This window comes from Mucilaginibacter sp. UR6-11 (assembly GCF_020880695.1).
In the GTDB taxonomy this organism is placed as follows: domain Bacteria; phylum Bacteroidota; class Bacteroidia; order Sphingobacteriales; family Sphingobacteriaceae; genus Mucilaginibacter.
The window spans coordinates 1-23,637 of sequence record NZ_JAJIWO010000015.1 but is presented as its reverse complement, the minus strand read 5'-3'; the positions used below and the strand labels follow the sequence as shown (position 1 = coordinate 23,637).

Below are 23,637 nucleotides of genomic sequence, written 5' to 3'. Positions count from 1 at the left end.
CAATAGTAAAAGCTATGAGATAATTTCCTGTATTTCGTCACAAATACTAAGATAGTGGTTTCTGGCATAGCCTCCACCCATGACCTACCGCCAAAGGCGGTGGTTTAGCCATTAGAACAAAAAAAGCCACCCAACGGGCAGCTTAACTTGTTTACACAGGTACTAAAAAATTATTGACTATCAGGCACGCTAACAATACGGTAAGCGTTATGGCCGTCTTTGTCTACAATTACTTCAAAATAGATATCATCAGCAGATACGTAGTATTTTTTGCCGTTTAAAGTGACTCTGCGTGAACCGTCAGGCAACTGGTTTACCACATCACCAACATGCGGCACCGGGGCAGCAGTAACATTATCATCACTGCCATCGGCATCGGTATTTAAAATACCGTCTTTACCGGCTACAACATATACCTTATCACCTTTATCATTAATTACTATTTTATAATATACACCATTGTATTCAAAAAACTGCTGATTATCGATCATGATAGCTTTTGATCCTTTAGGTAATCCTGGTACCGCAGCGCCCACCGGCGGAGCTGTTACCACATAGCCATCATCATACGGGCGGTAAAAAATACCGTCGTAATAATAAAACAATGATGAGCCCATATAAAACGGATAATATCCGTAAGGCAGGGTATTAAAATAAAATCCCAGTGACGGATAGCCGAACAATCCATAACCACCGCGATAGCCTAATGCACTGTGATAGCCTAAACCTAAACCAATGCCTAAGCTGCTACGGCCGCCGAACCTTGCACCGCCGCTAAAAGTGCCGCCTCCGCCCCGGCTAAAGCTGCCACTACCACTGGCATGCGAGCCACCACGTTGGGCGTCGGCATTTAAAACCACCATCAAAGAAAGTGCTCCGGTAAATAATACCGCGGAAGCATATTTATATAACTTTTTCATATCGCGTAAAAAAACATTAACATATTTTGGGCCTGAATAGTATACGTTTTGCAAACTTTTACTAAACATAACAATTGTTAGACAATTTCAAGTTGAAAGGGTTTAATTGATGGTATAAAAAATTGAGAAAAGTTACTTATTCCCGGTTTCAGGTAATCAAGGTTATTTATACCCTCACTATCCCGACGTTTCTATCATGTCCGAAGGAAATATCAGTCTGAAATTACTGCCCAGATCCTTTACTGAGTCAACCTCGATTTTAATATCGTGAAATGCAGCAATTGATTTTACAATAGGCAGCCCAAGGCCAAAGCTATCCTGTTGCATTGACTGCCTGAATTTTTTAAACCGGTTAAATATAAACGGCATGTCTTCTGTGCTGATGCCTATACCGCTATCCGTTATATTCACAATTAAGTTATCGTTCTCGGTTTCGGTGGTGATCACTATCTCGCCGTCCGGCTTGTTATATTTTATGGCATTGTTAACCAGATTAAAAAACAGGTTAAATATCAAAAACCTGTTAACGTTTATTATAATAACGTCCTGTGGGATCAGGATGTCAAACGTAAGGTTCTTTTCGGGCAAGCGCACGGATATTTCGTCATACACTTCCTGCAGCAGTTCAGTTATTGAAATTTTATCTTCTTTTAAAAACTGCTCATTCTCTATTTGTGATATCAGCAGCAGCGTTTTGGTAATACTTTTAAGACGGTTTAGTATTTTCTGCATTTCCAGTAACCGCACTTTGAGTTCATCAATAATATCTTCGCGCTCAAACATGTTTTCGATCTTTGATTGCAGGATAGATATCGGGGTCATCAGCTCGTGCGAAGCATTTGATATAAACTCGCGCTCTTTTTGAAAAGCAGCCTCAATGGTCTCTATCATTTGATGTATACTAATATCAAGGTGTTTAAAATCAGAGGTACTGGTTTTAACTTCCTTATACGAACCAAAATTTGGAAACTTGTGGCCTATTAGTTTAGATTTAATGATTAAGCCCAATGGCCTTAAAACGCGGTTAGTGTAAAACTGATCGGCAAGGATGGTCAGTAATATCATCCCTATCAATACTACAAAAGCAATATTTTGCAACGGGGTACTTGTTTCATCAAGGGTCGCAACGCTTTTACCAATCTCCAGCAAATATTTGGCATCGCCTACTTTAAAGGTATGGCTAAGTATGCGGTACTCAATAGTATCGCGCTCAACCAGGCGCTTTTCGTTCCGGATGGTGTCTATAAAATGCCCTAGGACGGTATCAATTTCAATAGTAAGATATTCCTCTTTAAGCGGCAGGTAATAGCTACCATAAGTTTCGCCGTCTGGAATATAATTTTTTATACCCTGCGTTTTTACAATTTGCAGGAATTTGCTTTTTTGTTTAATAAGCTTGTTATCAACGTAGTTTCGGCTTATATTTTTTATTAAAAAAGGCACCAGCAACACAAACAACACCGCTATTACCAATTTTGATATGGCATTAAACAGTGTAAGTTTGGTTTTAAGTTTCAATGCTAAGCGTTCATTTTTATTTTATAACCCAGGCCACGCACCGTTTCCAGCCAATCGGGCGGTGCATGTACATTTAATTTTTTGCGGATATTTTTAATATGCGCGTCTATATAATTCGAGTCATAATCATCATTAATAACACTGCCCCAGATATGCTCACTTAATTGGGTACGGGTTAAGGTGCGGTTTTTATGCAAAATTAAATACGCTATTAAATCAAACTCTTTTTTAGTGATGGTGCTTACTGAATTATCCCCGCAGGTAATTACCCGGTCGGTAAGATTGATCAGGAAATCGCCAAGTTCAACAATACTTTGCTTTAAGCCAAATTTACGGCGCATTATAGCCTGCATACGGCTTTGTAACTCTAACAAAGAAAAAGGTTTAGCCAGGTAATCATCAGCACCCAGATCAAGCCCTCTTACGCGATCATAAACCTCGGCACGTGCGGTTAATATTATACAGGCGGCATCCGGATTATCCTTTTTTGATTCTTTAAGCAAATCAAGGCCATCATAGTCGGGCAGGCCAAGGTCAATCAATATAAAATCATAAAGACTGGTTGCTATTTTCTCGGACGCCGAGCGTCCGTTATAACAAACGTCGGTTATATAATTATGGTTGGTAAGAAATATCTCCATTTCATGGGCCAGCGCTTCTTCATCTTCAATAATTAAAACATTCATGCTTTGTATTAATAAAAAACGTAGAAAAATGATGCGTTAATAAACGATTCGTGCCTGTTTTGCAAAGCCCCTTCCACATTAACCGGTATAGAATATTTGTAGGACACCTCAAACGTATAATGCGGTCGATTATAGGCTATCGGAATTTTAAAACTATAGTTAAGCACATTTAAGCGGCCGTTATCAAAACCAGAGGAAGCTCCCGAACCAAACTTGTATATATCATCCACATTTAACCTTTCCTGATGCTCTGCCGAGTAACGTTCAACAAAGTTTTGCGTACCTACGATGGCGCTTATTGAAGGATTAAATGACAGGTAATCCTTATCATCAAAGATATTGCCTTTGGTTTCAAAATATTTTGACTGTGTTATGGTCATAAAAAAATCGCTAGATTTACCAAAAAGGTAATCCAGTATGACGGTTGATTTAAATGGTTTCCAGTTATAAGAATTCTTCCAGTTAACATCATTTGAAGTTGCCGACTCAATTATCCGTTCTTCTTTATTAAATATAAACCGGTTATAAGATATCGATCCTGAGAATTTCTTTGCAGGATGGTATAAATAACCTCCGCCAAAATCAATCTCATCTACCGATGTGCGGTAGCCTATAAGCCGCAGGGCCGACCCGTAAATGAAAAAACCGCCCTTGGTATTGTACACCACATCGGTTGAAAAGTATGGATAAGTAATAGGCCCTACCCGGCCGAAAAACATGGCATCACTACCATAATTTATTCCTACTGAAAGCGATCTCTTCCGGATTATGGTATCGGTATCTTTTGCCGTATAGTATGCCTTATTGCAGGCAGTAGCATTCCTTATTAACCCTGCCCCACTGGCAGCATTACAGATCATAATTAAAAGCAGAATACGCAGGTATTTCATTAGTTTCGGCTGGTTAGGTTAATTGCCATTTCTCCTTGGTATTTCAGGCGGTCTGTCCAAACCCTCAGGGCGGCGTTCCCTTTTTGGTTTAGGCTTAACTTTTGAGTCCTGCACGTTATCACCCCCAACTATTATCTTTTCGGGCTTTGCTTGTCTTTTTGCCTTTGATATCTCCTTAATTTTTTTTGGCTCGTCATCCGGCTGGTGCCTTTTGGTCGTATCTTTTTGCAACGGAATAATTACACAAAACCGCATAGCGTCGCCCTTAACAAGATCATCATGCCCGGTTTTTGTTTTGGCGGATGATAAGCCTGCTACAAATATCAACAACATTACAATATACGCAAGGCGCTTTGTCATTGAAAAAAAGAAATTTGTAAAAGTTTTCCCAAAGATCAGTTAATTAAGGTCACCGTGAGGCCAGAGTTCTAATTTATAGTTATGTGCTTAAAATTTATAATTTTTAACCGGATTTTTTAAAGCACAGATAACAATCCCCACATATAGCAGGATAAGTAGTTTACAATAACAAACGCTGGTAGTTATTGTAAGTTAATGCCCTTTGATGGATAGACGCGGCTGTGATCGTCTATAATTACACAACCCAGCTGGTTTAATTGATTTATAAGATAGATGCCGGCATTAATACCAATGGTCATTACCGGCGTAGCCATAGCATCGGCGAATTCAGCAGTAGGGCTAATGATGCTTACGCTTTTGATCTCACTTATTGCAAATCCGTTCGCTGGCTTGCTGGTACTTAATTTTTTATCGCTTATGGTAGCGTATTTTTCAGTATTAACCGATGTGGCTATAGCCATATTAGTTATATCCAGGTTAGCCAATGGTTGCCCCTTTTGGCGGGGATCAGCTGTGGCAACAGTCCAGGGCTCCATGTCCGGCTGTAAACCCCAGGTTAATAGGTCGCCACCGGCATTAATAACGCCGTTACTTACACCTTCAAACTGTAATATATATTTTGCTCTGTCGGCAGCGTAGCCTTTGCTGTTGGCACCAAAGCCTATACGCATGCCTTTTTCTTTTAAAAAAACGGTAGTGGCTTTTGTGTCAAGTACAACATCTTTGTAATTCACTGTTGTATAGGTTGCAACTGCCAAATCTGTATCGCCTTCAGTTTTCTCTGTGGTATAGTAGGTGATATCAAAAGCACCGTAAGTAAGTTCAGATATTTGCAGCGAACGATCAATAAGCTTAAAAATCTCAGCGCTAACTTTTACCGGTTTTATACCTGCATTTCGGTTAATGGTATTTATTTCGCTGTCCTCGCTAAAGGTGCTTAACAATTTTTCAACCCTGTTAATTTCGGCTATTGCACTGTTGATACGCTCACCGGCCCAAACAGGATCATTTCCTACCACACTAATTTCAAACTTATTTCCCATCAGGCGTACTTCGCGTCTGTGGATGCTTAAGTTGTTCGCCAATACCTTTTTTAGAGCCAACATAATCCAGTCTTTTAATTACTAAAAACTAAATTAGCGGCACTTTATGAAAACAAGATGAAAAGCGAAATATAATAAATGTAAAAAGCCGCTTTTTGCGGCTTTTTACATTTAAATTACCATAGCAATTATACTACAGTTCCTTCTTTTAGTTTCTCGGCATTCTCTGCAAACTGCAATGCCTCCATTATTTCTTGTATGCCACCATTCATAACCTCGGTAAGGTTGTAAATGGTTAAGCCTATGCGGTGCTCGGTTAAACGACCCTGAGGGTAGTTATAAGTACGCACTTTGGCAGACCTATCGCCGGTGGCAACCATGGTTTTACGTTTTTTAGACGCTTCCTCCAGGTGTTTTTGCAGCTCCAGCTCATAAACCCTTGAACGTAATACTGATAAAGCTTTATCAAAATTCTTTAATTGTGATTTTTGATCCTGGCACTGTGCTACAACACCTGTTGGTATGTGCGTTAACCTTACAGCGGAATACGTTGTATTTACTGATTGACCACCCGGACCAGACGCGCAGAATAAATCCTTACGAATATCCGCGGCATTCAATACAATATCAAACTCATCAACCTCGGGCAATACCACTATGGATGCTGCTGATGTATGTACACGGCCCTGGGTTTCTGTATCAGGTACGCGTTGCACCCGGTGCACACCCGACTCATATTTCAACGTACCATAAGCATCTTCCCCATTTACGTTAAATACAATTTCTTTATAACCACCGGCAGTGCCTTCAGTATAATCAACCAGTTCGGTCTTCCAGCCGCGTTTTTCGCAGAAGCGCATATACATGCGGTAAAGGTCGCCGGCAAAAATAGATGCCTCGTCGCCACCGGTGCCACCGCGTATCTCCATGATAGCATTCTTGGAGTCTTCCGGATCTTTAGGGATCAGCATCAAACGAATCTGCTCTTCTTTCTCTTCCTGTTGTCCCAGCAATTCGTCCAACTCACTTTTCGCCATTTCGCGAAACTCGTCGTCCTTTTCAGTAGCTAATATTTCTTTATTCGTATCAATATTGCTCATAATGTTGCGATATATATTATACTCGTCAACAATCTTAGCCAGGTCTTTGTATTCTTTATTCAACTGGGCAAAGCGTTTCATATCAGCCATTACATCCGGGCTGCTTAACTCTACTTCCACTGCTTTCCAGCGTTGATATATTAATTCTAATTTCTCTAACATATTCTAATTGATCAATCGGGCCTGTATATGCCCGGCTTTAAAAAGCCTACAAAAATACAGAATTTTAAGCATAAAGGTTAAATGTAAAAGCTAAAAGACAATCCATTAGCATAAAATGACTTTAAAGTTAAGCAAGAAACTTTATTATCTTTTCCCGCCTACCGCCTGTTCAAAGTATTGCAGGGTTAGCTCACGGCCGTCAAATACTGCGTAAGAATTATAATTTACCCATTCGCCTAAATTAATGTACCGGCTCTTTTCATCCAGCTTAATATCCAGTGGCAAATGACGATGCCCGAACACCAGGTAATCATAATGTGTTTGCTTTAACAATTCACGGCTATAAACTACCAGCCACTCTTGCTCAAGGCTTTTGCGCTGTTCGTTACTTTCACCGGCTATGCGGCTGTGCCTTGACCAATAGTTGGCTATACCAACGCCTAAATTTGGATGTATGCGGGCAAATAACCACTGGCACAGCCTGCTACGAAATATTTTTTTAAGCACTTTATACAAAGCGTCGCCAGGGCCCAGGCCATCGCCATGGTGCAGGTAAAATTTCTTTCCGCCTCGCTCAATCACCAGTTCATTACTAATAATAGTTGCACCAAGCTCCCGCTCAAAGTAGTCAAACATCCACATGTCATGATTGCCTTTAAACAAGGTGATTTTTATCCCGGCGTCGGCAAGCTCGGCCAGTTTACCTAAAAACCTAATGTAGCCTTTAGGCACTACCGTTTTATACTCAAACCAAAAATCAAATATATCGCCCATTAAAAACACTTCGGCGGCATCGGCTTTGATCATATCCAGCCAGCGTACCAAGCGATCCTCCCGCTCACGACCAGCTGCATAGTTGCCGGTGCCTAAATGAAAATCAGATGCGAAATAAAGTTTATTACCTATGGACATGTGCCATCAAAAGTACACTTTTAGCGGTGAAAGGTAAAAGGCGAATGGTGAAAGCTTTAAAGACACAATAAGGTTTAGTTACCCCAGTCTACAGATCAACCTTAAAATTCATATGCAGATGGGTAGACGTGCCGTTTGATTTGTTAAACTCGGCCAATAATATATAAATCATACACTTAGCCGAATATTCATAATCGTCTTTAGAAATGCATATTGTATAAACGGCAAAATATTCGTCCCGCCTGATGATCTTAAAGTTGTTATTTTTATTAGAAACATCTTTAATTACAACCGAGTCTTCAAATATCGATGCATCATAACCTTTATGGCTTGCAAAACGGACAAAAGCTTCCATTAATTCTAAATCTGTAGCTATCAGTAAATTACTCATACTTCTACAAGCTACAGGTAATCAATAAGTTTCGATTTTATAAAATAAATAGGTCATTACCTATAAAACAAAACAGCTATTCTAAATATCAATAAACAATACAGGCCCATCATTACTGACGGGCCTGTATTGTTTGACATAATAAAATTAACAATTAATTATCACCATGACCACGACCGTGGCCATTTCCATGTCCTTGATCGTTGCCACCTCCATTTCCGTGATCGTTACCACGTCCATTTCCATGATCGTCGCCATGTCCATTTCCGTGATCGTTGCCACGTCCATTTCCCTGATTACCATAACCATTTCCCTGGTTACCGTTACCATGGTTTCCACGATCGTGGCCATTGTCGCTGTTACCCGGCCCACGACCATAGTCATTATGGTCCTGCCAGTGGTTACGATATTTTGTATCGCGGCTATTGCGGATAATCTGCTGATCCCTGCGCCCTTTATATACTTTATATTTAGTTCTGTAAACCGAAGCGCGTTCCCATGGATTACGCTCGTTAACTACTACTTTATAGCTATTGTACGGATCAAAATTATATCTGCCGGGTAAACCTGCCCCGCGTACCCACCTGTTGTTTTCAAAATAAACATATTGATGGTTTGGCACGTCATAATATGCGTCAACATCAGGCATATAGTAATAACTTGCATGGTCATAACCAACCGGTCCCCAATCTGGCTGACTGCCAATATTCAATCCAAGACTAATACGTAATTGTGCATCGGCTTTAAACATTAAGCAGCTAACTAATAGTACTGCTGTTAATAATATCTTTTTCATAATTGTGTTGTTTTGATAGTAAGACAAACCTTGCGGCCAATAGTTTAGTTTATTTTTTAGCAGATGAGTATAATGCAACCCGCAAGGTCTGATAATCCTCTTGCCATCGTTCAGTATAGCGATAAAATGGCGTAAACTAAAAAAGCGAAAGGAATCTCTCCCCTCGCTTTTTAATATTAGCCTGATATCTGTTTCCTAGATCTAAAGACTATTGGTCATTTTTTTCCTTAGCATCTGCTTTTTTTTCTTTATCAGCAACTGCAGCCAGCACGGGTTTGCCAATTACTTTATAAGCGCCATCTCCTTTTAAAATAGCTGAAAGCTGATTTTTGTCCTGCATGGTTTTAACAGCTTGTGCTAATACATTATCATATTTAAAATTGGTCTCATAACGCCCTTTATCAAAATAATAGCGGCCAACAATTTCATTCTCAAGCGTTTGTTTTATCTCGGCTTTATGCAACTGCAGGTCATTTTTCTTGCTGTTAGCCATCCTGGCTTTTAAAGCCTCGTATTCGGTCTGTATCTGGTCAAACTGTTTTTCTTTGGTGGCTTCTGTTTTAAGCGCCGTAAGTACTTTTTCCGACGTAGTATTATAAGTATAATTTTTGTCGGCCAGGTATTTTACAAAATCCTCATACTCCGCATCTGTTAAAACAAAGCTGCGTGCATCGGCAATTTTAGGGTGGCTTAAACGATATTTGGTAGCATAATCAAACAGAAAGAGTTTACCCACCAGTGCCTGGGTGATATTGGCATAAGTTTCAGGTTTCACAAAAATGTCCGGATATATGCCGCTTCCGTCATAAACCGAGCGGCCGTTCCTGGTTTTAAATTCATGCAGTAATGAATCGGCCACTTTTACCACTGTGCCGTCCTCTTTACGATGAGCGTAGTCAATTTCCTGTATGCATCTGCCAGACGGTACATAATATTTAGCGATGGTGATCTTAACCAGGCTATTATAAGGTAACGGGAACGTTTGTTGCACCAATCCCTTACCATAACTGCGCTGACCAATGATTATGGCGCGATCAAGATCCTGCAACGCCCCGGCAACGATTTCTGATGCGGAAGCCGAGCGCGAATTTACCAATACAACTAAAGGTATATCGGCAGCAAGTGGGGCGGCAACTGTTTTATAGGTATAATTTTTTTCTTTTACTTTTCCTTTTTGCGATACAACCTCAATATCCTTTTGTACAAAAAGGTTAACAATTTTTACAGCCTCCTGTAATATACCTCCGCCGTTTGACCGAAGATCCAATATAATACCGTTGGGATTATTTTTTTTAACTGCGATTAATGCGTCGGTCACTTCCTGCGCAGAGTTTTCTAAAAATCTGTCAAGTTTTATGTAACCCATGTTACCATCAACCATACCGTAATAGGATACGTTGGGTTGCTTGATTTCATCACGGGCCAGGTCCTTTTCAACCGGCTTATCTTCATTATCGCGTTTAAGAACCAGTTTTACAACGGCGCCTTTTGATCCTTTTAATAACTGACTTACCTGGTCGCTGTTTTTACCATCAAGGGTGATATCATTTATTTTAAGCACCTGGTCTCCGGGGCGTATATCAGCTTTTTGGGCGGGGAAACCCTCAAACACACTTGATACATATACTTTGTTGTTTCTTGAAAAAACACTTGCACCAATGCCACCATATTGGGTGCTTACATAGTGTAGTTTATAATCTTCAATTTCAGACTCGGGCACAAACTCTGTGTAAGGGTCCAAACCATCCAACATTGCATCGGCACCCGTCTTTAAAAATTTGGCCGAATTAATGTCATCTACATAGTTAATATTTACCTCTTTATATAAAGATGCAAACACTTCCAGGTTTTTTGAGATCTGGAACAGATCGTCACTAAAGCTCCATATACCCAGAGCCAGCGCAACTATACCTGCAGATATAAAGAACCTTTTATATTGAACAATCACACCCTTTTTCATCACATAAAGATCTTAAAATATAAAGCTACAAAAAACCGCCTTTAAAATAGTTAACTCATTTTACAACCTATTATTGTCAATATTCACTAAAGCTTTTTTCAGGGTGAATACCACATATTCGCGGTTGCGGTTAACCAGGTGCATTAAGTTGCTTATTAAAGCATCTTCCTGGCCTTCGGTATAGTTTAACTGCGCATCTGTTAAGTGGTTGTACTTACGTTGAACTTTAATTTTTACGCGTTCCCACTCTTTACTGGTCATGCTTATTTCTGCCATAAATAAAATCTTTCCGGCAAAAATATAAAAATATCGGGTAACGGGCGTGCTAAAAAATTGGTACAGGTATTGTTAAACCATTGGCGATGGTTATAATCAAACCCATCAAACTTTTAAAACTAAATTTCTAACACTATGAAAAAGTACGTATTAAGCGCAATGTTACTAATAGCAGCAAGCATTAGTGCCAGCGCACAGTTTAGCCTTGGTGTAAAAGGTGGGGTTAACTTCTCGAAAATTAACACCGACAATTTTGACCAAAGCACTAAAACAGGTTACCAGGTGGGCGCATTTGCCCGTATAGGCGGCGGCGTTTATTTACAACCCGAACTTTATTTAAGCAGTACCGGTGGTAAAATCAATTCAACAAACGGCAACTACAGTGCCGATGTTAAATTTACTAACTTAAATGTGCCGTTATTATTAGGTTTTAAATTTGGCGAGAAAAATTTAAACTTCCGTGTAATGGGTGGCCCTATTTATACTTCGGTATTGGACAAAAAACAAAGCTATTCGGCTAATTTCGGTGCCGCTTATGCCGATTTTGGCAATTACAAAAACAGCACTCTGGGTTACCAGGCTGGTGCCGGCGTTGATATTGGCCCAATTACCGCCGATTTACGTTATGAAGGCGATTTGACCGATATTGATAAAAACTATGGTCAGCGCCAGCACCTATGGGCTTTAAGCGTTGGTTTTAAATTCTTTTAATTAGTCGATAGCAAAAGGCTGAAGGCTGAAAGCCGTTACATCCAATCAGATGTAACGGCTTTTTTGCGTTTATGGCGGTAGGCGTATGTGGCATTTTATATATCTTGCAATACCAATTCAACTTAATGTTATGATGTTTAAAAGCAATCGTGCTGTTTTAACCTGTTTTATTAGCTGTTTAGCTTTGGTAAATTATGCCAAAGGCAATATAATTGATACCGGGCGTTACACAGTAAAGCCAGTCGACACTTTAAAGATAGTTTACTTTGGATCATCAGTACCCTACGGCTTTGGCGCGACAAATAATTTAGGATATACCTATATGTTTACCAAAATATTAAACCAACGCAACGCTGATGGCACCGGCAATGCCTGGAAGACGGTAAATAAATCAATTGGCGGTGATAATACCATACGGTTATTGGGCCGCTGGAAAAGGGATTTTGTATCGCAAAAAGCAAAATATGTTTTGCTGGCCCTTTCTTTAGGTAACGAGGGTATTCATGAATCGGGCAAAAGTAAGTTTGACCAGTTTAAAAGCAACATGGTAAAACTTATAGCCCTGGCCCGCGACAGCGGTTTTGTACCGGTGGTTACCAATTGCTACACGCGAAATGATTTTAATGCGAAAGATTACGACTACACCAAGCAGATGAACCTGTGGATACATACGCTTGACGTACCTTCTGTAAATTTATTGGGCGCCGTTGATGACGGTACCGGAAAATGGGCGCCAGGCAGCTGGTATAATCCAGGGCACCCTAATGATGCCGGGCACCAGGAAATGGCCTACGCTATTGTACCGTCATTATTTGATGCGTTAAGCAATGGCAAGGCGCAACCAAAAATGGTGGAAGGATCATCAATAACACTCGGGAAAGCTAACCTGATTGATTTTAAGCCTGATAATATAGTACATCCTTTCACTACTACCATTACTATTAAGGCTGATGGCAAAGGGCAGATCATGCAATTGCTGGATAGCACCGCGCATGCCGGCTCGATAGTTATTACGGATAAGGGTACTGTTGAATATACCTCGCCGCAGTACCAGCAAATTACAGGCACCACTAAAGTAACCGATGGCCAATGGCATAAAATCACGCTGACTCACTACTATGCCCGCAACGAGACACAGCTCTATTGCGACAGCGCCCTCCAAGGGCAGGTAGCCGAGCGTCTGTCTATAAAACACCTGCAGTTAGGTAATAAAACCGGCAACGCCATTTCAGCCAAAAATTGGTTTTTTTACCGATCAGGCATGAATGTTACCGAAATTGCAGCACTTACTAATAATGTGCTGCTAAAATCAAGTATGGAGCTGTATGCACCGCTGGATGGGAAAAAGGATGTGTTGGTTAATTTGGCACAGAGTACGGTTGGGTTGAAGTGGGTAAAGCCTTAGTCTATTAGATGATGAGCGTAAATTCTACAGCCATTAATCATTTTAACTACATCAACTTTATCTTAACTCCCAAATTAAACACCGCCCCATCCAAAGGCGCATAAATATCTTTAAACAACGGCGAACTTACCGGACCGATATAGATACTGCCCCACCGGGTTTGGCGCTGGTTGGTGATATTTTCGCCATTTATAAATACATCAAAGTGCTTCCACATTTTTTGTAACAGTAACCCAAATGTATAGTAGCCACGGCCGGTTGTACCATCGTATAATAACTGCGATCCTGTATAAAAACCTTCTACACCTGCCCTAAAACTATTTTCTATCTCATAAGTAACATCGGCGCTTATTTTGTTTTTGGGGGTGAGGGTTTGTGCGTTCACCATGCTGTTAAAATATTGCCGGGTATCGGTATGGGTGTAGCCTAAGTAAATACCTAACTCATCCATAATCACCTTAACATTAGTTTCTACGCCTTGGGTTTTTAAGTAGCCATTGGCATTTATAAAGTTGTTGTTGACCAATACCAGTGGGTTATTTACCCGGGTATAAAAAAACAATTGATTAACGTTTACAACCGCGCCGTCCAATATGGCGTGGTAATTAATATCGCCGTTAAGCCCTATTGATTTTTCGGCTTTGATTTGGCCGATTATCAGGGGTTGCAGGTATTGATAACCCTGCTGCTCTGTTTGGTCGTTAAATATGGTTGGCATTTTATAACCTAAACCACCGCCGACCCGGCTGGTTAGTTGGTTAGTTATTTTGATTAAAGCATTGATACGTGGCAGTAACAATAAACCATTAGTATTATCAGCGGGTGAAGGCGTATTGTAATCCAGCCTGAGTCCGCTCTCAACGGAAAACCAATTATTGGCTTTGTAAGTATTTTGCGCAAAGCCCCCAAAAGTATTTAAGGTATAGCCAAGTTGCTGATACGGTTGAACGGCTAAGTAGTCTGTCCAGGCATCAACACCAGCCACCCAATTGACTTTTTTACCGTTGTACACATAATTAACCTCGGTATAAGATGATGTTTGCCTGGCGTTAAAGCTATAAGCCGGCTCGGCATAACGCCTGTCAAAATATCCAACGGTGTTCTTGATATTTACCTGGCTGGCCGGATCAATAATATGCGTAAACGAGAATTGAGTAGAAAAACGATAGGTGGTGTTTTGCTCGAAATATTGATGGGTGGCATCGGCATTTCCATTCAACACCTGGATATCACCACCGCGGCGGCTCTCGTAACCAGTATTTACTCCAAACCAGCCTTTATTTTTATCATCAATATATAAAAACAGCTTCGGGTTAATACCGAAACGGTTTGTTTTTGGCACAGCTGTAAATGTTGTATTACCCGGAGCGTAGGCACCGCTATGGTTATAAGTTGTAAATATTGTAGTGCCAACATGCTGCCATTTTTGCGCATAGTAATTGCTAACGTCAAGGCCTTTTGCTGTATTTTGGTTAAGTAAGAAAGTAAACTCGGGATCTTCTTGTGGGGTTTTACTAATCAAATTAACCAGGCCTGCTATGGCGCCGCCACCGTACAGGGTAGATGCCGAGCCTTTAATAAACTCTACCTGTTTTAAATTAAGCGGCGATACCTGCATCAGGCTTAACCCGCCCGAAAATCCCTGGTACAATGGCATACCATCCTGCAAAAGTTGTGTATAGCGGCTATCAAGTCCCTGGATCCTGAAATTGGCCGTACCGCTAACAGCAGATGTTTGCTGTACGTTTATACCTGTCGATTCGCCCAGTAGCATTTTAATATCGCCGGGGCGCATTGTTCCCTTTTCATCCAGTTCTTCTTGTGGTAATGCTTCTACGCGTGTGGGTATATCGCGCAGGTTTTGATTGGTACGGGTGGTTTGTATGGTTACCTCGGCCAATTCGCCTGAATGCGGTTCGAGAAATACCTCCAAAGGCTGGTCGGTTTCGCTAACCGGGAACATCACTATTTTACTTTGCTGAAGATATCCTACCGAGGTAAACTTTATCTCGAACTTGCCATTTGGGATACCTGATAACACTACGTTACCGGCGGTATCGGCAACTGCGGCTATGTTTAAGGTAACTATTGCCGCCGTAGCGCCCGGTAAGACCTGCCTGGTCTTATCGTCTTTAATAACAACTTTATATTGATTTTGAGCACGGGATATATGGTAGCCGAATACGGCTAACAGTAATAAATAATATTTCATTAAAATAAGTTAACACCATGCCAAAGCACAGCGAGTTGCAGGATGATCCGGGGAAACCGGACTTTTAAAACAGAGTTGAAGCCTGTTTAAGCATGAGGGGGGCGTAACGGTTCATCAAAAAAACCGGGGAGATTAGCCGGAACCGAAAGCTGCGAATGCGCTACTTCGCAGTGTTCTTTTATTGAAATGTTATTTTTATGTGCAGCAACCAACACAATGCTGCAACAATCGCTTGCGTGTTGAAATTGCACGGCAGATTTTCCGTTTTCGGGCACATCATGTTTGTTATGTCCAAAAATATCGCGACCGCCTAATAAGTAATCACCCACAAAATCCAGGACACCCTTTTCATCTGCCGATACCAGTTGCTCATACGAATGGTACATGGCCGGCAGATCCTGCAGCAAGCAAAAATCGCCCATGGGCAAAATTGCGCTTCCTGCCAAAAAGTAAAGACAAAGGATATAGGTAATGATTCTTTTAGCCATTGATGCTGTAAATGTATGATTATTCCGGGTTTTACAAAAGGCTATAAAACAAGTACGGCCCTCTGATGGGCAGGGGCCGGTACTAACCAATTATAAACCTAAATTATGAGAAGAGCTGTAGGAGAAGGAGTCGAACCTCCACAGAGTGGTTATTCTTATTGCTAAGAGTTTCCCATGATCTCCGCCACCGCGACGAGGAGGTGTGTCTGCCAAAATTTCACCATCCTACAGGATTGTTATTATTAATTCACGCCAGTGAATTGCTGTTGGGGAAGGATTCGAACCTCCACAGAGTAGTTAGCCCGCTTCGGGTTTCCTATGATCTCTACCACCGGGACAAGGAGGTGTGTCTGCCAAAAATTTCACCACCCAACAATGTGTTGTTATTTTATTTTAAAGAACGGTTAAGCTTTTAGGTCTGATTGCTTGTTACAAACATAATAGACTTAGCAATTCCTTGCAAATATTTCAACAAAAATATTTTATTTTTATTCAAATTATAATTATACTTGTATTTCAATAAAGATATTAAAATTTATGTCCCACAGAAAAGCTCAAAATTTAGAAATTGATAATCTTGATATTCAAATTTTATCAATATTGATGAAAAACGCCACAACTCCTTACACCGAAATTGCTAAAGAGTTGATCGTTTCAGGCGGAACTATCCATGTGCGGATGAAAAAGTTGGAGGAAATGGGTGTAATTAAAGGTGCCAGTTTAGAGGTTGATCCGCAAAAACTTGGCTATGATATCACCGCATTTTTAGGGATATTCCTGGAAAAAGGCTCGCAGTATAATGACGCCGTAAAACAGCTAAAAACTGTTAAAGAGATTGTCGAACTGCATTATACCACCGGCAGCTATAGTATTTTTGCCAAGATTATTTGCCATGATACCACCCACCTGCGCGAGGTATTGAATGAGCAGATACAAGGTGTAAAAGGCATACAACGTACAGAAACATTTATATCATTGGAAGAAAGCATCAGGAGACAGATAACCTTGGAGTAACCCTTACTTAATACTTATTATAATGGAGGCCTGTTGTTTTTATAACTGGCCTTTTTTATGAATTTTGATTTTTAACCTATACGTTTTTATAAGTATTCAAGCGATTATATGGTTCAGGCAAATGCTGCCAACGCCTGCTCTATCCTGCTGACAGTTTCATCCCTGCCCAACAAAGCGGCTATATCAAAAACGTGGGGGCCAAACTTTCCGCCTACCAGCATAATGCGGAAAGGCAGCATCACATCGCCGGTTTTCAAACCTTTTTCTTCGGCTAATGCTTTAAAGGTTGCTTCAAAATCGGCAGCTACTATGGTTGGGGTTGATTTTACTTGTTCTATAATGGCTTTAAAGAACGCCGTTTTTTCGTCTGTCCATTTTGGTTTAACTGCGGCCAGGTCATATTCGGCAGGAGTTTGGAAAAAGTAAGCAGCCTGCGGATAAAAATCTGTTAATAAAGTACAGCGGTCTTTTATCAAATCAATAACCGTAGCCAGGTAAGCATCATTTTTTATGGTAACACCCTTACTTTCTAAAACCGCTTTAACTTTTGGGTGTAGGGTTTCGGCAGTTGATCGTTTGATCCACTCGGCGTTGAACCATTTGGCTTTTTCGAAATCAAATTTAGCACCTGCTTTACTTATACGGTCGATAGAAAATTTGCTAACCAGTTCATCCATGGTAAATATTTCCTGTCCCGAGCCATCGTTCCACCCCAGTGTTGCCAAAAAGTTAACAAACGCTTCGGGTAAAAATCCCATGCCGTCAAACCCGGCAGCGCCCTCCCAATCCAACGCAAATACCGGGAAGCCCAGGCGTGCGCCATCACGCTTACTTAGTTTGCCGTTGCCATCGGGTTTTAATATTAGCGGTAAGTGCGCCCATTGCGGCATATCGGCTTTCCATCCTAAATAATCCCATAATAATAAATGTATGGGTGCTGATGGTAGCCACTCCTCACCCCTGAAGGCATGCGAGATCTTCATTAAATAATCATCAACCACTACAGCTAAATGATAAGTTGGCATACCATCGGCCTTCAACAAAACTTTATCATCCAGCTGGTTAGTTTCAAAACTAACGCGGCCACGTATCATATCAGTAAAGCTAACGGTTTGGTCGGCCGGTATTTTTATGCGGATAACATGCGGGGTATGATCGGCCAGTAGCTGGTCAACTTCAGGCTGTGGTAATGATAATGAATTACGCAATGTATCACGATAAACCTGACCGTATTGAAAGTTAGGTATTTCCTTGCGGTTCTTGTCAAGCTCCTCGGCGCTATCAAAAGCATAGTACGCATGGCCCTGCATTACTAAACGCTCGGCATATTCGCGGTATAGCGTTTTGCGCTCACTTTGGCGGTATGGCGCATATTGGCCGGGGTTAACCGGGCTTTCGTCTGGCGTAATGCCGCACCAGTTTAAACAATCAATAATATATTTTTCTGCACCTTCAACGTAGCGATTTTGATCAGTATCCTCTATCCGCAAAACAAAGTCGCCATTATTTTTCCTTGCAAAAAGGTAATTAAACAAAGCGGTACGTACGCCACCCAAATGTAAACCACCCGTAGGGCTGGGTGCAAATCTTACTCTAACTCTTTTATCTGACATTATGCCGCAAAGATAATTTTTTAGTCGGGAAGTAGGGATGTTGTAAAGTCGGGATGATGTAAAGTTATTAGCCGCCCCCCAGTCCTCTCTCTTTTGGAGAAGATTTAGGTGACGCTATTGCGTCGGGGTTGGGTGGGTCAAATAAATTATAACATACAAACCTATTTTACGTTATTTGAAGCTGATATGATAAATGCCTACCAAAATAAAAAGCTCTGGAAATATATACTGCTTGCCTTTGCGTTGATTATTGCCAGTGGATCATTATTTTACACTAATTACCTGGCGCGCAACATTGCAAAATCTGAGCGTACCCGCGCGCAAATCTGGGCATTAAGTATAAAACAGGTGATATCGGCTGATGATAATGATTTTTTACCATATGTTTTTGCGGTACGTGACAGTTCTGCCATACCCGCTATCGTAACTAATGAAAAAGGCGAGTTTCAATACGCGCGGGGACTTGACAGCACCAAAACTTTTATCCCCCCTGTGCCTGACGCGGTAAAAACTAAAAATACACCAACTTATGACCCTAGCTACTTCCAGGCCGAGCTGGAGACCATGAAATCACAGCGCGAGCCCATTAAAATAAATTTGCCCCGGGGATACTGGCTTATCTATTATAAAGACTCGGCATTACTGAGCCAGTTAAAGTTGTTCCCTTATGTGCAGCTTAGCGTTATCGCAGTTTTTTTGTTACTGGCTTATACGGCGTTTAACTCGTCGCGAAAATCAGAACAGAACCAGGTTTGGGTTGGTTTGGCTAAAGAGACCGCGCACCAATTGGGTACACCTATATCGTCGTTAATGGCGTGGATTGAATTGATAAAAGACAAGTTTAATGCTGAAGATGACCCATTGGTTGCCGAGATGGAAAATGATGTAAAGCGACTGGAAATTGTAGCCGACCGTTTTTCAAAAATAGGTTCAAAACCAAAATTGGAGGAGCATTCTGTTTACGACGCGATAGATGACTTTGTAAACTATTTTAAAGTACGGGTTAGTAAAAACATCAGCTTTGAGGTAACCGGCAATAAGGACCTGGTGGCCGAGTTAAATATCCCGCTGTTTGATTGGGTGATAGAAAACCTGCTGAAAAATGCCGTGAATGCTATTGAAGGTAAGGGTAGTATTAAAGTTGATATACACACCAATAAAACAAAGGACCAGATTTTAATTGATGTGATTGATACCGGCAAGGGCATACCACGATCTAAATTCATTACCGTTTTCCAACCCGGATATACTACGCGCAAGCGTGGTTGGGGCCTGGGTTTATCACTAACCAAACGTATGGTGGAGAACTATCATAACGGACAAATAGCAGTGCGCGATTCTGAACTGGGAAAGGGCACAACCTTTAGGATCATCTTAAAAAATATCAGATATGATGGCTAGACCTACACCCGGGGATTATGCCCCATTTTATGGTAACTACATTGCCCTGGTTAATGACGGGCCCGTTTTAAAAATGCTTGACAGCTTAAAAACCAGCACCTATAAGCTTTTTTGCAGCTTAACCGATGAACAGGCAGATTACGCCTATGATAAAGGTAAGTGGACCGTCAAAGAGGTGGCCGGCCACTTAATCGATGCCGAGCGCACATTCGCTTACCGGGTGCTGGCGTTCTCGCGTGGCCAGGCCGAGCTGCCCGGGTTTGATGAAAATATTTATGTAGAAAGGTCAAACTTTAACAACCGGTCTTTACCAGACCTGGCTGCAGAGTTTAAAACGACCAGAGAAGCTAACTTATATATGTTGCGCGCACTTACCGAAGAGCAGTTGGCCGCAACCGGCATAGCTAATGGCAGCAAAATATCAGTAAACGCTATTATTTATATTATGGCCGGCCATGAGCTGCACCATCTAAATATTTTGAAAGAACGGTATTTGATTTGGGGCTGAAAGGCTAAAGGTAAAAGGTCTATGATCTTCCTTTCACCTTTAGCCTTTTACCTCCTGAAATCACTCCCCTGCTTCCTTATTATTGTCTTTCTTTTCGATGAGGTATGATGTAAATAAACCAGCACCGCCAAATATCGCAATTAATGCAAAGTATGGTGCCGGGTTATCTTCTCCTTTTGAAAAAAGCAAGGTACAATCTAATATGTAGGCCAGGAACAAACCCAGGCCAGAGCCTATCAATAATAATCCCCAGGTAAGTACATAATTGCGGTTTATCGTTTTCTCGGTTTTAAGCCGTGGGTCCATGCCGCGCTCTATCATGGCCATCTTTTCACGGTTACGCAGGTAAAAAATACCAAATATCATTGCAAACATAGCAGTCGATACAACCATCGGAATTATTAAGGCTATTTGGTTTGAATCCATTTTATTTAAATTTAAGGTGTTAATTTTATTTTATTACACCACCATGGTGTATTTGAAGGCTATGACTACATGATTTTTAATGAGGTTACACAGTTTGCAAAAAAAGGTTAAGTTTAAGTAAATATAAAATCAATTCACTAAAATACACGCTTACCTCAGCCGTACTATTGCTTAACCATTATATTTACATAAGAGTGTAACCTAACCGGGCGTTAGGTAGTCAGAGGGCATATAAAGATGCAGAGCAGGCTTTCAGATACAGAATTAATTGAGCAATCCCTCGCGGGCAATCAATCGGCATACGCTGAGTTGGTTAAGCGGCACCAGCGGTTTGTATTTACACTGGCTATGCGCTTTACAAAAAACCGTGAAGATGCCGAAGAAGTTGCGCAGGATTGCTTTATTAAAGCATTCAGATCGTTGGTATCCTTTAAACAGGAATCAAAATTTAGCACCTGGCTGTATAGTATAGTTTATACAACCGCCATGACGTCGCTAAGAAAAACAAGATTAGATACCGCATCAATTGACGATGAGGACACACTTATACAGGTAGCAAACGTTCCGTCAGGATATGATACTGATAATATCGAAAACAAATCAAGATCGTTTTACCTTAACCAGGCCATAGGGCAGTTAACCGCCGATGATGCTGCCATAATTACATTATTTTATCAGGGCGGGCAATCCCTAGAAGAAATTGCCCGAACCCTGGGTATTGAGGCCAATAGTGTAAAGGTTAAATTATTTAGGGCGCGCCAGCGTTTAAAAGAAAAGCTGGAGCGTAATTTAAAACACGAAGTTAAAGAACTGATATGAACAGCATAGAAGAAAAACTTTGGGATTATATTGATGGCACCTGCACAACTGCAGAGCGCGAAGCTATCGATCTGTTGCTTATCCATGATGAAGCTTACCAGCAAAAATACCTGGAACTATTGGCACTTAACCGTGAGATAGCTGCCATGGAACTGGATGAACCACCAATGGCATTTACATATAATGTAATGGAGACCATCCGCGCTGACTATGCCAGGCAGCCTTTAAAGGCGCGTATTAACAATACGGTTATAAAAGTAATAGGCGGATTCACTATACTGACGATAGCGGCAATATTGATTTTTACGTTGGTGAATATGAATTGGCATTCGATCCATCAGGTTAGCAAACCAGCCGTTAATGTGCCAGATATTAAAAACCTGATGACCGGCGACGTTTTTAAAGGATTTTTATTTTTTGATACGGTGCTGGTGTTGTTTTTACTTGACCGTGTGTTGCGAAGAGCCAAGTTGTCTAAACAAGCGTAATATTTTATGTACACTTTGTTGTCTATTAATGACAATATTACTATTGGCAGCCCTGGATAACAAAAAAAAATAACTTTTTTAAGTTCAATAGCTACTTACAATAATATTGGTATAGTAATTGCGTTAGGATATATAAGCTGGCAAACTTGCCGGCTTAATTGTGATAAGGTTTAGGTTGAATGCCCCCAAGAAGCAAGTTCGAAGGGGCATTTATTTTTGCCCTGATTTTTTTAATAATGCCATCACAAAGTTTCATCCCGATGAGTCCCGCTATAATTAATTGATTATAATAAATAGAAATTGCTGTTATACAGAACGGGCCCTAACAATATTGTTAAGGCCCGTTTTTCGTAACTGAGATTTGTCACTTATTAATATAACTTCAATAAAGCTTAACCTTAAATTAGTTATTGTCGCTTTTCTTTATTGTTGTAGTTGTAACAGTTTTTGTACCGGCCGCAGGTCTTCTATAAACCCGATGGTATACACGTATTGCCGGTTTTTTTGCCACAACATGAGCAGTTGTTGTCCTGGTGGCACTTGTTGATGTTCTGGTTGTTACTGACGGTTTGGTTACAGTAGTTGTTGTTACAGTAGTTGGAGTAGTCGCAGGTCTGGCTTCCGCGCGGGGTGTTACAACAACTACCTGTGGGGCAGCAGGTGCCGGAGCAGGGGCTACAACTACACGGGTCCTGCCGGTTACAGCGCTGGCAGCAGCGTCGCTTATAGCGCTTGGTGTGCCTTTACCTTCAATTTTTATTTTTGTTACCTGGCGACCATGCACGCCGGTTTTTACCTTCTTTTTAACCTCAATCTTGTTTTTTGAAGTATCTGAAGTTTGGGCGTTTGCAAATTGAGCGGTTAATACACCACCGGCCATCATTAACATTAAACTGATCTTTTTCATAATTTATGTGTGTTGATTATCACATTCACTGTAACATAGCTATTACAATATTGTTTCGATCTTAATCAACGGGCACAGGAAGTAGCTAATAAGATTCGGTGAATGCTCCAATAATCTGTATTTTTGATTAATGAAATTAGCGGTTTTACAAATTGTATGTATCCTGTTTTTGTCTGCTTACTCAGGACGGCAATGGCTGAGGTAACCACCAAAAGTTTAATAATAATTCCATTTAAGCCATAATGGCCAACACATTATTTATTAAACATTAATTTAAAAAACATCATGAAAAAAAATAATTTTAAGCGCAGCAATTATCGTATTAAGAAGCGCATCTGTATTTGCAACACCAACCGTTCCGGTTAAAAAGGCAAAACAAGCCACTTGCACTTCATGTCATAAAGATAAATGTACAAGCAAAGCAAATTGCCCAAAAGTAACCGGCAAGTGCATTTGCAGCTATACCATATTATAACGTTGAAGCCCCCTTACCTACTGGTAAGGGGGCTTTTTGTTCTAATGGCTAAACCACCGCCTTTGGCGGTAGGTCATGGGTGGAGGCTATGCCAGAAACCACTATCTTAGTATTTGTGACGAAATACAGGAAATTATCTCATAGCTTTTACTATTG

At 40.8% G+C, this 23,637-nt stretch carries 24 protein-coding genes and 1 tRNA gene; 7 read left to right on the top strand and 18 right to left on the bottom strand.

Annotated features, from left to right (window positions below):
• Positions 1 to 170 precede the first annotated feature (170 nt).
• From LJ658_RS20220 to LJ658_RS20165, 12 genes are all read right to left on the bottom strand, one after another.
• Positions 171 to 920 (bottom strand): DUF6515 family protein, encoded by a 750-nt coding sequence (locus LJ658_RS20220; protein WP_230548372.1) that lies wholly within the window; start codon positions 918 to 920, stop codon positions 171 to 173.
• A 177-nt stretch (positions 921 to 1,097) separates the two neighbouring features.
• Complete coding sequence (locus LJ658_RS20215) at positions 1,098 to 2,438, bottom strand: sensor histidine kinase KdpD (protein ID WP_230548371.1); 1,341 nt, start codon at positions 2,436 to 2,438, stop codon at positions 1,098 to 1,100.
• Between the two features lie 2 nt (positions 2,439 to 2,440).
• Positions 2,441 to 3,124, bottom strand: coding sequence for a response regulator transcription factor (locus LJ658_RS20210; protein WP_230548370.1), 684 nt, complete (start codon positions 3,122 to 3,124; stop codon positions 2,441 to 2,443).
• 8 nt (positions 3,125 to 3,132) lie between these two features.
• Positions 3,133 to 4,014, bottom strand: a complete 882-nt coding sequence (locus LJ658_RS20205; RefSeq protein WP_230548369.1) for a hypothetical protein — start codon at positions 4,012 to 4,014, stop codon at positions 3,133 to 3,135.
• 18 nt (positions 4,015 to 4,032) lie between these two features.
• Complete coding sequence (locus LJ658_RS20200) at positions 4,033 to 4,374, bottom strand: hypothetical protein (RefSeq protein WP_230548368.1); 342 nt, start codon at positions 4,372 to 4,374, stop codon at positions 4,033 to 4,035.
• Between the two features lie 182 nt (positions 4,375 to 4,556).
• Complete coding sequence (locus LJ658_RS20195) at positions 4,557 to 5,480, bottom strand: FAD:protein FMN transferase (protein WP_230548367.1); 924 nt, start codon at positions 5,478 to 5,480, stop codon at positions 4,557 to 4,559.
• Between the two features lie 125 nt (positions 5,481 to 5,605).
• Complete coding sequence (prfA, locus tag LJ658_RS20190) at positions 5,606 to 6,679, bottom strand: peptide chain release factor 1 (protein ID WP_230548366.1); 1,074 nt, start codon at positions 6,677 to 6,679, stop codon at positions 5,606 to 5,608.
• Positions 6,680 to 6,823: 144 nt separating this feature from the next.
• Positions 6,824 to 7,591 carry a UDP-2,3-diacylglucosamine diphosphatase gene (locus tag LJ658_RS20185; RefSeq protein ID WP_230548365.1) on the bottom strand — a complete coding sequence of 256 codons (768 nt, stop codon included), beginning with the start codon at positions 7,589 to 7,591 and terminating at the stop codon, positions 6,824 to 6,826.
• Between the two features lie 88 nt (positions 7,592 to 7,679).
• On the bottom strand, positions 7,680 to 7,982 hold the full coding sequence (locus LJ658_RS20180; protein WP_230548364.1) for a hypothetical protein: 303 nt from the start codon (positions 7,980 to 7,982) through the stop codon (positions 7,680 to 7,682).
• Positions 7,983 to 8,136: 154 nt separating this feature from the next.
• Positions 8,137 to 8,778: a hypothetical protein gene (locus LJ658_RS20175; RefSeq protein WP_230548363.1), complete on the bottom strand. Its 642-nt coding sequence runs from the start codon at positions 8,776 to 8,778 to the stop codon at positions 8,137 to 8,139.
• Between the two features lie 208 nt (positions 8,779 to 8,986).
• Positions 8,987 to 10,738: a S41 family peptidase gene (locus LJ658_RS20170; RefSeq protein WP_230548362.1), complete on the bottom strand. Its 1,752-nt coding sequence runs from the start codon at positions 10,736 to 10,738 to the stop codon at positions 8,987 to 8,989.
• A 60-nt stretch (positions 10,739 to 10,798) separates the two neighbouring features.
• Positions 10,799 to 11,014, bottom strand: coding sequence for a hypothetical protein (locus LJ658_RS20165; RefSeq protein ID WP_230548361.1), 216 nt, complete (start codon positions 11,012 to 11,014; stop codon positions 10,799 to 10,801).
• A gap of 135 nt (positions 11,015 to 11,149) precedes the next feature.
• Here LJ658_RS20165 and LJ658_RS20160 point away from each other — a divergent pair, with 135 nt between their 5' ends.
• Together LJ658_RS20160 and LJ658_RS20155 are read left to right on the top strand one after the other, a co-directional pair.
• On the top strand, positions 11,150 to 11,725 hold the full coding sequence (locus tag LJ658_RS20160; protein ID WP_230548360.1) for a porin family protein: 576 nt from the start codon (positions 11,150 to 11,152) through the stop codon (positions 11,723 to 11,725).
• Between the two features lie 130 nt (positions 11,726 to 11,855).
• Positions 11,856 to 13,130, top strand: coding sequence for an SGNH/GDSL hydrolase family protein (locus LJ658_RS20155; protein WP_230548359.1), 1,275 nt, complete (start codon positions 11,856 to 11,858; stop codon positions 13,128 to 13,130).
• A 46-nt stretch (positions 13,131 to 13,176) separates the two neighbouring features.
• Here LJ658_RS20155 and LJ658_RS20150 read toward each other — a convergent pair whose 3' ends face one another.
• The 3 genes from LJ658_RS20150 to LJ658_RS20140 all read right to left on the bottom strand — a co-directional run bounded on the left by LJ658_RS20150 (position 13,177) and on the right by LJ658_RS20140 (position 16,205).
• Positions 13,177 to 15,342: a TonB-dependent receptor plug domain-containing protein gene (locus LJ658_RS20150; protein WP_230548358.1), complete on the bottom strand. Its 2,166-nt coding sequence runs from the start codon at positions 15,340 to 15,342 to the stop codon at positions 13,177 to 13,179.
• A gap of 86 nt (positions 15,343 to 15,428) precedes the next feature.
• Complete coding sequence (locus LJ658_RS20145) at positions 15,429 to 15,830, bottom strand: hypothetical protein (RefSeq protein WP_230548357.1); 402 nt, start codon at positions 15,828 to 15,830, stop codon at positions 15,429 to 15,431.
• 263 nt (positions 15,831 to 16,093) lie between these two features.
• Positions 16,094 to 16,205 (bottom strand) — tRNA-Asp (locus tag LJ658_RS20140).
• Positions 16,206 to 16,367: 162 nt separating this feature from the next.
• Here LJ658_RS20140 and LJ658_RS20135 point away from each other — a divergent pair.
• On the top strand, positions 16,368 to 16,844 hold the full coding sequence (locus LJ658_RS20135) for an Lrp/AsnC ligand binding domain-containing protein (protein ID WP_230548356.1): 477 nt from the start codon (positions 16,368 to 16,370) through the stop codon (positions 16,842 to 16,844).
• Between the two features lie 113 nt (positions 16,845 to 16,957).
• Here LJ658_RS20135 and gltX read toward each other — a convergent pair whose 3' ends face one another.
• A complete protein-coding gene (gene gltX, locus LJ658_RS20130; RefSeq protein WP_230548355.1) occupies positions 16,958 to 18,457 on the bottom strand; it encodes a glutamate--tRNA ligase in 1,500 nt (499 codons plus the stop codon).
• Between the two features lie 189 nt (positions 18,458 to 18,646).
• Between gltX and LJ658_RS20125 the strand changes: the two genes are divergently transcribed.
• Both LJ658_RS20125 and LJ658_RS20120 read left to right on the top strand, forming a co-directional pair.
• The gene (locus tag LJ658_RS20125; RefSeq protein WP_230548373.1) at positions 18,647 to 19,858 is read left to right on the top strand and encodes a HAMP domain-containing sensor histidine kinase; all 1,212 of its coding nucleotides are present in this window, start codon (positions 18,647 to 18,649) and stop codon (positions 19,856 to 19,858) included.
• Positions 19,848 to 20,366, top strand: coding sequence for a DinB family protein (locus LJ658_RS20120; RefSeq protein WP_230548354.1), 519 nt, complete (start codon positions 19,848 to 19,850; stop codon positions 20,364 to 20,366). Before LJ658_RS20125 ends, LJ658_RS20120 begins: the two co-directional genes overlap by 11 nt.
• A gap of 60 nt (positions 20,367 to 20,426) precedes the next feature.
• Here LJ658_RS20120 and LJ658_RS20115 read toward each other — a convergent pair whose 3' ends face one another.
• The gene (locus tag LJ658_RS20115; protein ID WP_230548353.1) at positions 20,427 to 20,792 is read right to left on the bottom strand and encodes a DUF6249 domain-containing protein; all 366 of its coding nucleotides are present in this window, start codon (positions 20,790 to 20,792) and stop codon (positions 20,427 to 20,429) included.
• 237 nt (positions 20,793 to 21,029) lie between these two features.
• On the opposite strand from LJ658_RS20115, the gene LJ658_RS20110 reads away from it, so the two are divergent.
• Both LJ658_RS20110 and LJ658_RS20105 read left to right on the top strand, forming a co-directional pair.
• Positions 21,030 to 21,611, top strand: a complete 582-nt coding sequence (locus LJ658_RS20110) for an RNA polymerase sigma factor (protein WP_230548352.1) — start codon at positions 21,030 to 21,032, stop codon at positions 21,609 to 21,611.
• On the top strand, positions 21,608 to 22,099 hold the full coding sequence (locus LJ658_RS20105) for an anti-sigma factor (protein WP_230548351.1): 492 nt from the start codon (positions 21,608 to 21,610) through the stop codon (positions 22,097 to 22,099). Before LJ658_RS20110 ends, LJ658_RS20105 begins: the two co-directional genes overlap by 4 nt.
• A gap of 403 nt (positions 22,100 to 22,502) precedes the next feature.
• Here LJ658_RS20105 and LJ658_RS20100 read toward each other — a convergent pair whose 3' ends face one another.
• On the bottom strand, positions 22,503 to 23,006 hold the full coding sequence (locus tag LJ658_RS20100; protein ID WP_230548350.1) for a hypothetical protein: 504 nt from the start codon (positions 23,004 to 23,006) through the stop codon (positions 22,503 to 22,505).
• Positions 23,007 to 23,637: the final 631 nt, after the last annotated feature.

Coding starts and splice junctions, on each gene's coding strand:
- LJ658_RS20220 (WP_230548372.1), bottom strand. CDS start 920: ATGAAAAAGTTATATAAATATGCTTCCGCGGTATTATTTACCGGAGCA.
- LJ658_RS20210 (WP_230548370.1), bottom strand. CDS start 3,124: ATGAATGTTTTAATTATTGAAGATGAAGAAGCGCTGGCCCATGAAATG.
- LJ658_RS20205 (WP_230548369.1), bottom strand. CDS start 4,014: ATGAAATACCTGCGTATTCTGCTTTTAATTATGATCTGTAATGCTGCC.
- LJ658_RS20200 (WP_230548368.1), bottom strand. CDS start 4,374: ATGACAAAGCGCCTTGCGTATATTGTAATGTTGTTGATATTTGTAGCA.
- LJ658_RS20195 (WP_230548367.1), bottom strand. CDS start 5,480: ATGTTGGCTCTAAAAAAGGTATTGGCGAACAACTTAAGCATCCACAGA.
- prfA (WP_230548366.1), bottom strand. CDS start 6,679: ATGTTAGAGAAATTAGAATTAATATATCAACGCTGGAAAGCAGTGGAA.
- LJ658_RS20185 (WP_230548365.1), bottom strand. CDS start 7,591: ATGTCCATAGGTAATAAACTTTATTTCGCATCTGATTTTCATTTAGGC.
- LJ658_RS20180 (WP_230548364.1), bottom strand. CDS start 7,982: ATGAGTAATTTACTGATAGCTACAGATTTAGAATTAATGGAAGCTTTT.
- LJ658_RS20175 (WP_230548363.1), bottom strand. CDS start 8,778: ATGAAAAAGATATTATTAACAGCAGTACTATTAGTTAGCTGCTTAATG.
- LJ658_RS20170 (WP_230548362.1), bottom strand. CDS start 10,738: ATGAAAAAGGGTGTGATTGTTCAATATAAAAGGTTCTTTATATCTGCA.
- LJ658_RS20165 (WP_230548361.1), bottom strand. CDS start 11,014: ATGGCAGAAATAAGCATGACCAGTAAAGAGTGGGAACGCGTAAAAATT.
- LJ658_RS20160 (WP_230548360.1), top strand. CDS start 11,150: ATGAAAAAGTACGTATTAAGCGCAATGTTACTAATAGCAGCAAGCATT.
- LJ658_RS20155 (WP_230548359.1), top strand. CDS start 11,856: ATGATGTTTAAAAGCAATCGTGCTGTTTTAACCTGTTTTATTAGCTGT.
- LJ658_RS20150 (WP_230548358.1), bottom strand. CDS start 15,342: ATGAAATATTATTTATTACTGTTAGCCGTATTCGGCTACCATATATCC.
- LJ658_RS20145 (WP_230548357.1), bottom strand. CDS start 15,830: ATGGCTAAAAGAATCATTACCTATATCCTTTGTCTTTACTTTTTGGCA.
- LJ658_RS20135 (WP_230548356.1), top strand. CDS start 16,368: ATGTCCCACAGAAAAGCTCAAAATTTAGAAATTGATAATCTTGATATT.
- gltX (WP_230548355.1), bottom strand. CDS start 18,457: ATGTCAGATAAAAGAGTTAGAGTAAGATTTGCACCCAGCCCTACGGGT.
- LJ658_RS20120 (WP_230548354.1), top strand. CDS start 19,848: ATGATGGCTAGACCTACACCCGGGGATTATGCCCCATTTTATGGTAAC.
- LJ658_RS20115 (WP_230548353.1), bottom strand. CDS start 20,792: ATGGATTCAAACCAAATAGCCTTAATAATTCCGATGGTTGTATCGACT.
- LJ658_RS20110 (WP_230548352.1), top strand. CDS start 21,030: ATGCAGAGCAGGCTTTCAGATACAGAATTAATTGAGCAATCCCTCGCG.
- LJ658_RS20105 (WP_230548351.1), top strand. CDS start 21,608: ATGAACAGCATAGAAGAAAAACTTTGGGATTATATTGATGGCACCTGC.
- LJ658_RS20100 (WP_230548350.1), bottom strand. CDS start 23,006: ATGAAAAAGATCAGTTTAATGTTAATGATGGCCGGTGGTGTATTAACC.